The 11,823-nt window shown below is 61.7% G+C and carries 10 protein-coding genes; 5 read left to right on the top strand and 5 right to left on the bottom strand.

Annotated features, from left to right (window positions below):
• The first annotated feature begins 36 nt into the window (after positions 1–36).
• From KBP54_RS00050 to KBP54_RS00030, 5 genes are all read left to right on the top strand, one after another.
• A complete protein-coding gene (locus KBP54_RS00050; RefSeq protein WP_070363370.1) occupies positions 37–252 on the top strand; it encodes a CopG family transcriptional regulator in 216 nt (71 codons plus the stop codon).
• On the top strand, positions 245–514 hold the full coding sequence (locus KBP54_RS00045; RefSeq protein WP_070363371.1) for a TetR family transcriptional regulator: 270 nt from the start codon (positions 245–247) through the stop codon (positions 512–514). Before KBP54_RS00050 ends, KBP54_RS00045 begins: the two co-directional genes overlap by 8 nt.
• A 67-nt stretch (positions 515–581) precedes the next feature.
• Positions 582–3,455 (top strand): Rib/alpha-like domain-containing protein, encoded by a 2,874-nt coding sequence (locus tag KBP54_RS00040; protein WP_256005838.1) that lies wholly within the window; start codon positions 582–584, stop codon positions 3,453–3,455.
• Positions 3,456–3,488: 33 nt separating this feature from the next.
• Positions 3,489–3,875 (top strand): hypothetical protein, encoded by a 387-nt coding sequence (locus tag KBP54_RS00035; RefSeq protein WP_256005836.1) that lies wholly within the window; start codon positions 3,489–3,491, stop codon positions 3,873–3,875.
• Positions 3,876–4,032: 157 nt separating this feature from the next.
• Entirely contained in the window at positions 4,033–4,482 is a 450-nt protein-coding gene (locus tag KBP54_RS00030) for a DUF6918 family protein (protein ID WP_070363374.1), read from the top strand.
• Here the strand turns inward: KBP54_RS00030 and gyrB are convergent.
• The 5 genes from gyrB to dnaA all read right to left on the bottom strand — a co-directional run bounded on the left by gyrB (position 4,479) and on the right by dnaA (position 11,820).
• A complete protein-coding gene (gene gyrB, locus KBP54_RS00025; protein ID WP_256005834.1) occupies positions 4,479–6,518 on the bottom strand; it encodes a DNA topoisomerase (ATP-hydrolyzing) subunit B in 2,040 nt (679 codons plus the stop codon). The two genes, KBP54_RS00030 and gyrB, sit on opposite strands and share 4 nt — an antisense overlap.
• A 77-nt stretch (positions 6,519–6,595) precedes the next feature.
• A complete protein-coding gene (locus tag KBP54_RS00020; RefSeq protein ID WP_256006663.1) occupies positions 6,596–7,198 on the bottom strand; it encodes a DciA family protein in 603 nt (200 codons plus the stop codon).
• Complete coding sequence (gene recF, locus KBP54_RS00015) at positions 7,182–8,360, bottom strand: DNA replication/repair protein RecF (RefSeq protein ID WP_256005832.1); 1,179 nt, start codon at positions 8,358–8,360, stop codon at positions 7,182–7,184. Before recF ends, KBP54_RS00020 begins: the two co-directional genes overlap by 17 nt.
• 9 nt (positions 8,361–8,369) lie before the next feature.
• Entirely contained in the window at positions 8,370–9,575 is a 1,206-nt protein-coding gene (gene dnaN / locus KBP54_RS00010; RefSeq protein ID WP_177224269.1) for a DNA polymerase III subunit beta, read from the bottom strand.
• Positions 9,576–10,296: 721 nt separating this feature from the next.
• Positions 10,297–11,820, bottom strand: a complete 1,524-nt coding sequence (gene dnaA / locus KBP54_RS00005; RefSeq protein WP_070975457.1) for a chromosomal replication initiator protein DnaA — start codon at positions 11,818–11,820, stop codon at positions 10,297–10,299.
• Between the last annotated feature and the right edge of the window lie 3 nt (positions 11,821–11,823).

Raw genomic sequence — 11,823 nt, 5'->3', positions numbered from 1 at the left:
CCCTGCGCCGTGGTATCACTCTGATACCATCGCGGCATGGCCATGACGCTACGACTCAGCACAGACGAAGACACAGCACTCATCATGCTCGCCTCCGCATGGGGCTGCTCCAAGCAAGAGGCCGCCCGCCGCGCCATCGTCACCGCTGCCTCCCGCCTTCTTGACGACGCCACCATTACCAACCTCGCCCGCACCACCCTGCAGGAATACGCCCACACCGAACGCCGCATCCGGCAGGCCCGCGATGCGTAGCTTAAGCAGTGAGCAGCTGCTGGCCATCGCCGACGAATGCGCGCATATATATAAGGTGCGAATACGTTCCTTCGCCGCACTATGCGCCTGCGCCGCCGTCCCCGGCGCCCACCTCCACGGCGTGCCCGTCTACGACACCGCACACGCCGCCGCCCGCGGCCTCGCCGACACGATCCGGGCCCTGTGCCCCCTGACCGGAGCCAACGACGCCTTCGCTGACGTCGCCGGCACCACCTATTTGCGGTGGGTCGAGGAAGCGTAATCGCGTACTTTCTCCTACACTGGCAACTATTTACACGGACCATTAGAGAACACTTGGTGGAGGAACAATGAACGCTACAAAGTACACCGCTGTACTGGCAACCACCGCAGCGCTGATCGGCGCCGGCCTGGCCGCGCCGCAGCTGCGCGCGGAAGAGACCGCTGCTGCGTCTGATTCGGCGTCTGCGGCGTCTCAGTCTCAGGAGGCGCGCGAATGGCGCGACGCCGAAATCACCGCAGGCGACACCATCACCGTCGAACCGAGCGTCCCTCTCCCAGAGGGCGCCAAGGCCGTCGGCCCGACCAGCATCGACGGCTGGAAGCTGACCACCGACGAAAAGACGGGTGCCGTTACCATCGAGGCCGCACCGAAGCTGCGCCCCGGCCAGGGACTGCGCTACCGTGTCTTCGTCCTCTTTGCAGACAAATCCACGGCCACCTATGACACCGAGGTCACCGTCGTTCCCGGCGGAAACAACAACGCCAACACCGCCACGATCGAATACAAAGATTCGCTCGTCCAGCCGAAGGAGAGCGTCACCGTCACGCCTACCGGCAAGTTCCCGCAGGGTACGAAGTTCTACCTCAACAGCGACAAAATTGAGAAGTGGGACGTCAGCGTCGAGGAGGCCACCGGCGCCGTCACCGTCAAGGCCGGCGATATTGGATATGGTTCCTGGATCTCCATCCCAGTTCGCGCCGAGTTTCCCGACGGCTCCTCCGACGTCAAGCACGCCAAAGTATCCGTCGCCGACAAGCACGGCAACACCACCCCGTCATCCGACCGCCTCGCCGCGAAGCACACCCCGTCCTACCCAACGGAGCAGATCGCGGGCAACGAAACAGCCACCGTCAAGCAGACGGCTGAGCTGCCGGAAGGCACCACGTTCAAGATCGTCGGCGAGTCCAAGCTATGGGACCTGTCTATCGACGCCACCAACGGCACCATCACCGCGAAGCCAAAGGAGCCGCTCGCTGCCGGTGCGGTCGTGAATGTGCCTGTCATCGTCACCTACTCCGACGACTCCCAAGACTTCGTACAAGCCAAGGTCGAGGTGACCAAGGACCCCGTCTGGCAGTCCAGCAAGGCCAACGTCGATTATCCAGTGACCAATACGCCCGCTGATGAGACCGCCACCATCACTCCTGCACTCAAAGATGTGCCGGACGGCACCAAGTTCGCCATGAACGCAACGCCACCAACGGGATGGGAGATCAGCATTGAGCCATCGACCGGTGTGGTGACCGTCAAAACCCCAGAGGGCACCCGCGCAGGCACCCAGATCAACGTGCCTATCCGCGTCGAGTTCCCCGACGGTTCCCGCACCGTCACCAGCGCCGTCGTCCTCTTCGAGGCGCCAACCAATCCCGAGTCCGAAAAGTTCAAGGTGACCTACAAGGACGTGACCATCAAGGCCGGCGAGAACCACGTGTTCAAACCAGCTGAATCCCTGCCGACCGGTGCCATCGTCAACGGCCCGAAGAACCAGAGCGTCAACGGTGTGAAGGTCAATACCGACAAGGACGGCGCTGTCTCCGTTGAAGTACCAAGCCACGCCCGTGACTTCGACTTCACGGTTCCCCTCGAGATCTACTTCCGCGACGGCTCCAAGCAGGAGACGAAATTCCACGTCACCGTGAAGGCAAAGGAGACGACTACTCCGACGACCTCCACCAAGGAGTCCACGCCGACTTCGGAGGAGTCCGCGCCGCGGACAACCGACCCGGCGACTTCGGAAAAAACCACGGAACCGTCCACGCCACGGACAAGCGAAGAGGCTACGACGACGAAACCGACGACTTCGGACAAGACGACAGAGCCATCCACGTCTGAGGAGTCCACGCCGACTTCGGAGGAGTCCGCCCCGCGGACAACCGACCCGTCAACGACTACGCCGACGACTTCGGACAAGACGACCGAGCCGACCACGTCCGCGCCGCGGACAACCGAGAAGTCCACCACCCCGGAGACGACCACCCCGGCCACGTCGACTACCAAGGCAACGCCAACAACCAAGGCAACGACGACCACGAAGGAGTCCGCGCCGCGGACAAGCGAAGAGGCGTCGACAAGTGAGACGACTCCAACTACCTCGACGAAGCCTTCGAGGCCACAGAATGAGACGACCAAGATTGAGTACGCGCGCACGCCGGTGCACGCGGGCGAGTCCGTGACGCTGAAGCCGAAGGGCGAATTCCCGGCGGGCACGAAGTTCAACGGGCCGAGCGGGTCGCAGCAAGGATGGTCCGCCACCACGAACAGCCAGACTGGTGAGATTCGAATTACTGCACCAGCAAACGCGACGGTTGGTACCACTGTGAGCTTCCCTGTCACCGTGGTCTTCCCAGACAAGTCGAGGCAGATTCACGAAGTCACCGTCTACGTGGAGCGCACCACCACGGCGCCGTCCACCAGCGAGCAGCCGACGAGCGAGCAGCCAACGGGCACGACGACGCCAGCGAAGCCGAAGGAATCGCAGGCGGACAAGACTAACGTCGACTTTGAACAGCCGAAGGTGAACGCCGGCGACACGATCGTGCAGCGTCCGAGCGGCAACGTTCCGGCGGGCACGAAGTTCACGGGCCCGAACGGCACCTACGAGGGCTGGAAGTTCGCCACCGACCCGCGCACGGGTGAGGTCACTATCACGCCTCCGGCGGACGCGAAGCCTGGCGCCTCCATCGACTACACCGTCACCGCGACGTTCCCTGACTGGTCCACAAAGGAGTACAAGCTGAAGGCCACGGTTGCGGACGTCGATAAGGGTGGTGACACCGGATCGAGTAGCGATGGCTCCAGCAGCTCCTCCTCGAACGAGGAGGGCTCGAGCACGGGTGCGACCATCGGCATCGTGGTTGGCGTGCTCGCGCTGCTCGGTCTGCTGGCCGGCGCGGCGAACTATGTGCTGCAGTACGTCGACATCAACGCGCTGCTTCGCTAACACCGTTCGCGCGGGGACGATATTCTAAGCACTATGAAGAAAATGAGTGCTCTCGTCCTCGCCGGCGGGCTTACGGCGTCGCTGATCGTCGCGCCGCAAGCCACCACCGCTCCATCGGGGTCCTCCGGATCCTCCAAACCGACGCCGGTGATCACGCCGACCGTCACCCCACCAAAGCAGCCACCGCTTGGCAGCGCATACACGGGCTCGGCGCCGGTCTCGCTGACCATCGCGGCGCTGCTCACCCTGCTGGTTGGCCAAGTAATTGTCGACGCCGTCCCCCCACTGCGCGCAGCCGTCGACGACCTCGCGCGCCAGGCCGGGTTCTCGGGCGTGATGGGATCCTCCCAGGGTAACCGTATTTTCGACTTCTCCAAGATCGACCTCAACGAGCTGCAGAAGATGCTGCCCAAGGTCTAAACCCCACCCCAAATATGTAACCGCTGTGACTCATGATAAGTTTGTTCCTGTTGTGGTTACAGTGTCCTGTGTGACTGCTGTGGCGGAAGAGCCGCAACGCTCAACGTAACAATGCGACCTGCCGGGGGCAGGTCGCATTTGTCATACAATCAACGGCATGGAAACACCACAAGGACTCAACGCACTGCTTCACAACGGGCGCCGCCCAGGAATTGTCGACGCGCTCGCCGGAGTGGTCGACCAGACCGTCGCAGACCAAAGCGGACTCACCGGCATGGCGCTGCGCTCCGCAATCGCGGGCGTAAAGAAAGTCGACGCCCGGATCCTGCACAAAGGCATCAACACCGTACTCCCCCAACTCCTCGAGCAGCTCAACCCCCGCTGGGAAGACTACAAAAACAGCGACCACGCCGCCTTCGGCGAATACCTCGCACAACACGAAGACGACGTGGTCACAGAACTCGTCTCACTCGGCGACAACCTCCGCGACTCCATGCCAGCCGGCGTACAGAAGATCTACGCCACCTTCCGCAGCAAAGCCGCCAAAATTGTGGGGCCTGCGCTGCCGCGGATCGGAGAGGTCGTCGAAAAGCAGATGGAAAGCTAGACGTCCAGGAAACGGACGTCCTTCGCCTTGCGGGTGATGAAGGAACGGCGAGCCGCGACATCATCACCCATCAGGATGCTAAACAGCTCATCAGCGCGCTGAGCGTCCTCCACATCAACACGACGCAGAATACGGTGCTCCCGGTCCAGCGTGGTCTCCCACAGCTCGCTCGGGTTCATCTCACCCAGACCCTTGTAACGCTGGATGCCGTCATCCGTGTTGATCTTGCGGCCGGCCTCCAGGCCCTCCGCGAGCAACTGGTCGCGCTCCGCGTCGGAGAAGGCGTAGCCAGGCTCACCCTTCGCCCACTTCAGCTTGTACAGCGGCGGGTTCGCCAGGTAGACGTGGCCCTCCTCGATGAGCTCCGGCATGAAGCGGAACAGCAGGGTAAGCAGCAGCGTTGCGATGTGCTGGCCGTCGACGTCAGCATCCGCCATCAGCACAATCTTGTGGTAGCGCAGCTTCGAAATATCGAACTCTTCGTGAATACCCGTACCCAGCGCGGTGATGATCGCCTGGACCTCCGCGTTCTTCAACACGCGGTCCATGCGGGCCTTCTCCACGTTCAGGATCTTGCCGCGCAGCGGGAGGATCGCCTGGTACATCGAGTCGCGGCCCTGCTTCGCCGAACCACCTGCTGAGTCACCCTCAACAATGAACAGCTCGGAAAGCTTCGGGTCCTTCGAACGGCAATCCGCCAACTTACCCGGCAGGCCACCCAAGTCCGTCGCCGACTTGCGACGCACCAAGTCACGCGCCTTGCGCGCCGCCTGACGCGCCTGCGACGACGACACAGCCTTCGAAATAATGGCCTTCGCCTCCGCCGGGTTGGCATCAAACCAATCCGACAGATTCTCGTTCACGGCGCGCTGCACGAAGCCCTTCACCTCGGTATTGCCGAGCTTCGTCTTCGTCTGGCCCTCAAACTGCGGGTCCGCCACGCGGACAGACACCACGGCCGCGAGGCCCTCACGGCAGTCATCACCAGTGAGGTTCGGCTCCTTGTCCTTCAGCAGCTTATGGTCACGCGCGTAACGGTTCATCAGGGTGGTCAACGCCGCACGGAAACCCTCCTCGTGCGTACCGCCCTCATGCGTATTAATGGTGTTCGCGAAGGTGTGCACAGACTCCTTGAAGGAGCTGTTCCACTGCATCGCCACCTCAGCCTCAAGGCCGTCACCCTTCTGGTCAAAGCCCACGATCGTCGGGTGGATCGCCGTCTTCGACTTATTCAGGTAGTTGACGTAATCAATCAAGCCGTCCGGGTAGTGGTACGTGACCTTCTTCTCGCGCTTCTTCGGGGTGGCAGATGTGTCACCCTCGGTGGCGTCGTCAAACGAGTCCGAGCCGACCGCAGCGGCCGTCTCGCCCTCCTCCGCGATCGCCTCGAGCTCAAGCTCCTCCTCGGAGACGCGCTCATCCTTCAGCGTGATGGTCAGGCCCTTGTTCAGGAACGCCATCTCCTGCAATCGACGCGCGATCGTGTCCCACTTAAACTCCGTGGTCTCAAAAATCTCCGGGTCCGGCCAGAAACGAATCGCCGTACCCGTGCCGCGGGCATTGCCGCCCTCCTCCAGAGGCTCCGGCTGCGCGTCCACAAACCGCTGGTACCAGTGCTTGCCATCGCGCTTAATGTCCGCCTCAACACGCGTGGACAGCGCGTTCACCACGGAAATACCCACACCGTGCAGGCCACCCGACACCGCGTACGACTCCGAGTCGAACTTACCGCCCGCGTGCAGCTGCGTCATCACGACCTGCACCGTCGGCGCACCAGACGGGTGCATCTCCACCGGAATACCACGACCATTATCGACGACCTCTACGCCGCCATCCGCGAGCAGAGTCACATCGACGCGATCGGCATAGCCCGCCATCGCCTCATCGACCGAGTTATCCACGACCTCCCACACCAAGTGGTGCAGGCCACGCTCGCCGGTCGACCCAATGTACATACCTGGGCGCTTCCGGACGGCCTCAAGGCCCTCGAGGATAGTAATCGACGACGCGTCATAATGAGGTTGTTGATCAGCCACTGGAAAAGACGCTCCTCCTGAAAAATGTCATTAACCCGTCCCATCTTACACGTAAAACAGGACACCAAACCCCACGACTACCCGTACGTGTCCCTCGGACCCCGCCCCTTCACGTGCAGCGGACCATAGCGCCAACTCTTCACCCGCGGCCCATAAATGTGCAGCTTCCGGATCACATCCGGGCCCACCTTCTCCGCGATCGCGTGCAGCACCGTCGACTGCATGTACTTCAGCTGCGTCGCCCACGCCGTCGTCGTACACGTGATGAAGACCTCGCCGTCCTTGATCATCTCCACCTTCGTATGCTCCGCGATCTTCGCGCCGACCAGGCCCTCCCAATTGCCCATCACCCAGCCGTACGCCATGTTCTCCGTCCAATCGCGCTTCCGGATCTCCTTGCCCAACAGCGACGAAAACGACTTCACCTTGTAACTGCGCGGCAACGCCCGGCCATCCTTGCCCGTCGGCCGACCCCGCTCCAACCACGGCCTGCGCTCCTCCTGCTCAAAGTGCAGCCCCGGCACCGTAATATCCTTCACCGGACGGCCCTTGCCCTGGCTGCGGCGCGGCACCACGCTCGTTCCCTGCTTCGACAAATCCGGCAACCTCCCGCCGCGCCGCTTCGCCGTGCGCCGCAGCTGATCAAAGGTGGTGCCCACCAGGTCACGCTCGCTCAATATGGGACACCCCCTCCTCCATCCGCACGTGATACCGCGCCGTCACCGCCCCATCAAGGTTGCCCGGCAAGTCATCCCCGACCGCCGCCGTAATCAACACCTGCTCCGCCGACTCCGCCACGTGCACCAACCGCTCACGGCGCTTCGCGTCCAACTCCGCAAACACATCATCCAGAATCAGCACCGGATCCGTGCCCTCACCAGCCAACAAGCGGTACTCCGCCAAGTGCATACTCAGCGCAAACGACCACGTTTCCCCATGCGACGCGTACCCCTTCGCCGGCTGCTGACCCAGCATCAACACCAGGTCATCCCGGTGCGGACCAACCAGCGTTGAGCCGCGCTCAATCTCCTCTTTTCGACGCCTCCCCAACTCCGACAACATCGCCGCCTCCAACACCTGCGGATCCCGCGACGCCTCCCCCGTCAACTCCAACACCGCCCGATCCAGCGTCGACGTATACTCCACCGACGCCGCACGCGACTCCGGCGCCACCGACGCATAGGACTCCGTGATGGGTTCGGAGAGGGCGTCGACAAGCAAAAGCCTGCCCGCCAGCACCTGCGCCCCATAGCGCGCCAACTGCGCATCCCACGCATCCAACGTGCTCAACGCACCCGCGCCCGCCGCATCCCCATAACCGCGGCGCAACGCCATATTCTGCGAACGCAACAACGCGTTACGCTGGCGCAACACCTTGTCATAATCCGCCTTCACCCCACCATGGCGTGGCGTACGCACCGCCGCCAACGCATCCAAAAACCGGCGACGATCCCCCGGCTCCCCATTCACCAAACGCAAATCCTCCGGCGAAAACATCACCGTCCGCAACACACCCAGCAACTCACGCGCCGACTTCAACCGCGTCCTATTAATCTGCGCCTGATTCGCCCCACTCGCCTTAATCAACAGATGCGTCGTCAGCGCGCGCCCCTCATTCACCGTCGTCGCCGACACGCGCGCATCACTCGCCCCCGAATGGATCAGCGGAGCGTCCGTAGCCACCCGGTGACTCCCGAGCATCGACGTATACCGCACCGCCTCCACAACGTTCGTCTTCCCATGCCCATTACGGCCAGAAAACACCGTGACGCCCGGCTCCAAATCCACATGCAACTCCCGCCACGAACGGAAATCACGCAGGTCAAGCTCCGAAACGTACATTGTGGCAAACTAGCCCGGCAGACGAACCGGCATCAACAAATACGTGAAATTCGTCTCCGGCGTCGGGAACAACCCATCATCACCCTTCTCCGGCAACGACTCCGGCTCCGGAATCATAATCGCCGGACGCGACGACTCCGTAAACCCAAACACCGCACGATCCGTCCCAATCACCGACAAACCATCACGCAAATAACCAGCATTAAACGCAATCAGCAGCTCATCCTCCCCCACAAACTGCGCAGGAATCGACTCCGACGCCTCACCAGAATCAGCCCCCGACGCAAACAACGTCACCTGACCCTCCGAAAAATGCAACCTCAACTGCGCATTCCGATCCGCCACCAACGACACACGGCGAATCGCCTCCAGCAACGGAGCCACCTCCACCGACGCCATCGACGTATGCGCCTTCGGCAACAACGGCTGCACATTCGGGAAATCCGCATCCAACATACGCGTCGTCGTCTCACGATTGCCCGCATGCAAACCAAACAAGCCGTCCGCGCCCACATTATCGACGCCACCAACGGCAATCTGCACCGGCTCCTCCAACTGCGTATCCAACGTCCGCGCGTTATCCAACAACGTCTTCGCCGGCACCAGCAGCTTCGCCTGCACCCCCTCACCAGCAGGCGACCACTCCAACGAACGCAACGCCAACCGGAAACGGTCCGTCGCCGTCAAGTGCAACGTCGAACCCTCCACCTCAATGTGGATACCAGTCAGCATCGGCAACGTGTCATCCTTACCCGCCGCGGCAGCCACCTGCATCACCGCGCCACTGAGGTCCTCCGAACCGATCGTGCCAGTCACCTCAGGCAACTGCGGCAACTGCGGATAATCGTCCAACGGCATCAAAGGCAGCTCGAAGTGGGCGGAGCCGCCGTCGAGAAGCAACTTTGTGTCACTCGTAGAAACCTCAACCGGCTGATTCGGCATATTCGCAACAATGTCAGACAACAACTTGCCCGCCACCGCAACGCGACCAGGCGTATCCACCTCAGCCGCAATCCGCACCCGCGACGACACCTCATAATCGAAGCCCGCGAACTCCAAACCCTCATCCGACGCCGTAATCAACACCGCGCGAAGAATCGGCTGCGTGTTCTTCGTAGGCAACATCCGAGCAACCCACGCCACCGCGTCCGACAGGTCCTCCTTGTGCACGCGGAAGGAAACGTTGGAATTCAAGTTGTCTTGGATGTCCGCCATAGTGACACGGGCTCCTTGCAGTACGTAGAGATTCTTGTAATTACGTTCTCACTTTAGGCGGGGACGGGCTTTTTGTCATTCGAGTTTTCACACGCCTGGCTCATGGCTTTTTGGGGCGTTGGTCGTTTGTGCGCCGTTCTGCACAGCTCCCCTTTCTACTCTAGGAATTACAAGTAAAAACCTTGGGAACAACAATAAGTCCTGTGCAATCTGTGGAATTACACGAATTCGCCGTGGTCGGAACGCGAAAACAGGGTGTGCAATTGCCTGTGGAAGAAATGTGGATAACTCCGGGCGCTTGTGGATAGATTTTCTGTAATTTGATCTGTGCACAACTCGGGAAGGGTTGTCCACTGGGGGATTCACACGTTATCCACAAGGGCTGTGGTGTGTGATGTGTGTCTCTTTGTGGTGCGGGTCACTTAGGTGTTTCTCCCCTGAATGTGAATTACAACGGTGTAATTACACAGGTGTGGATAAGTCTGTGGATGGATTTTTAGGGTGCGGGAGGAGGGAGTGTCAAATGTCGCAATCTGATATGGACTAGGTGTTCAAAGCGCCTGGCAGAAAAAGGGCTAGTCAAAAGTGGGTGCGTCTTTTGGCACTGAGAGACCAGGTGGGGCACCAAATTCCGGGATTTGGGGAGTCGGGCTTGTGTTTCCCCAGGTCGCTGGGGGTGCGTGAGGGAATTTGGTGCGGGCGACGCCGAGAGCGACGAAAGTTAGCGCAGGGTGCGGGCGCGGGCCTTAATAATCTGGGTGAGCTCCTGGATTTCGTCGTAGGTGCCGCGGTTCTCCGTCATCTCCTTGCGGATCTTGCGGTCCGCGTACATCACGGTGGTGTGGTCCTTGCCGCCGAACTCGTCGCCGATCTTGGGGAGGGAGAGTTCGGTCAGTTCGCGGCACAGGTACATCGCGATCTGGCGGGCGTGCGCCACCTGGCGGGTTTTACCTGCGCCGATGAGCTGGTCCATCGTGACGTTGAAGTACTCGGCGGCGTACTCCTTGATGGTGGAGGCGTTGATGTTGATGTCGCCTTCGTCGGGGAGGATGTCGCGAAGTGCGACTTGGGCGACGTCGAGGGTGATGGGCTCGTCGATAAGGGAAGAGTAGGCCGAGACCCTGATGAGGGCACCCTCGAGCTCGCGGATCGACGACTCGAATTGTGAGGCGATGAGCTCGAGCACCTGGTGGTCGACCTGCGTGCCGTCGGCGGCCGCCTTCTTCATAAGGATGGCGATGCGGGTTTCCAGGTCTGGTGGCTGGACGTCGGTGATCAGGCCGCCTTCGAAGCGGGTGCGGAGGCGGTCCTCGAGGGTGGTGAGCTGCTTCGGCGGGCGGTCAGACGACAGGATGATCTGCTTATTCGCCTGGTGCAGCGCGTTGAAGGTGTGGAAGAACTCCTCCTGGGTACCTTCCTTGCCCTCGAGGAACTGGATGTCGTCGACCATCAGGATGTCGAGGTTGCGGTAGCGGCGCTTGAAGCTTTCTTGGCGGTCGTCGCGTACGGAGTTGATGTAGTCGTTCGTGAACTCTTCGGAGGAGACGTACTTGATGCGGAGGTTCGGCTGCAGGACCTGCGCGTAGTTGCCGGCGGCGTGCAGCAGGTGCGTCTTGCCGAGGCCCGAGCCACCCCAGATGAACAGGGGGTTGTAGGCGCGGGCCGGGTTCTCGGCGACGGCGACGGCGGCGCCGTTGGCGAAGCGGTTCGAGGAGCCGATGACGAAGTTCTCAAAGGTGTACTTCGGGTTGAGGCTGGTCTCGCGCTCGGGGTCGTGGGCAGGCTTTTCGCGGGGGATTCGCTTAGGGACGGTCGGGTGCGCTGGCGCCTGGTGTTGTTGCTGTTGGCGGGCGTGCATCTCGGCGAGTTCGTCGAGGCCCATTGGGATTTGCTCGCCGGGGGTCATGTGGGCCGGGTCGACGGCCTCGGGGGCTGGTGGCGCTGAAGGCGCTGCCGGGGCTTCTGGCGCCTGGATCGAGACGGCCAGCGTGCAGTGTTTACCCAGGTGGGAGGCCAGCAGCGCTGTGATGTGCGGTGCCAGGGACTGCTCCACCACCGTTTTCGCGGCGGCGTGGGGTGCGGAGAGGATGGCGTAGCCGTCGACAAGCATGACGGGGCGGACGAGCTGAAGGTACGCGCGTTCTTGCGGGGTGAGCGTCGGGACTTGTGAGCTGGGCTGCGTGGACAGCGCCAGCAGGTCAGCGACGATGGTGCGCCATAGCGTTTCGATGTCTTGCTCTGCCAACGT

It is taken from the genome of Corynebacterium pseudogenitalium (genome assembly GCF_024453815.1).
Lineage (GTDB): Bacteria > Actinomycetota > Actinomycetes > Mycobacteriales > Mycobacteriaceae > Corynebacterium > Corynebacterium pseudogenitalium.
The sequence above is the reverse complement of the archived record's forward strand: the minus strand, read 5'-3'. Positions and strand labels throughout refer to the sequence as shown.

Bases quoted from the DNA above. Each gene is read 5' to 3' on its own strand.
- KBP54_RS00045 (WP_070363371.1), top strand. From the start codon at position 245: ATGCGTAGCTTAAGCAGTGAGCAGCTGCTGGCCATCGCCGACGAATGC.
- KBP54_RS00050 (WP_070363370.1), top strand. From the start codon at position 37: ATGGCCATGACGCTACGACTCAGCACAGACGAAGACACAGCACTCATC.
- KBP54_RS00030 (WP_070363374.1), top strand. From the start codon at position 4,033: ATGGAAACACCACAAGGACTCAACGCACTGCTTCACAACGGGCGCCGC.
- KBP54_RS00035 (WP_256005836.1), top strand. From the start codon at position 3,489: ATGAAGAAAATGAGTGCTCTCGTCCTCGCCGGCGGGCTTACGGCGTCG.
- recF (WP_256005832.1), bottom strand. From the start codon at position 8,360: ATGTACGTTTCGGAGCTTGACCTGCGTGATTTCCGTTCGTGGCGGGAG.
- KBP54_RS00040 (WP_256005838.1), top strand. From the start codon at position 582: ATGAACGCTACAAAGTACACCGCTGTACTGGCAACCACCGCAGCGCTG.
- dnaN (WP_177224269.1), bottom strand. From the start codon at position 9,575: ATGGCGGACATCCAAGACAACTTGAATTCCAACGTTTCCTTCCGCGTG.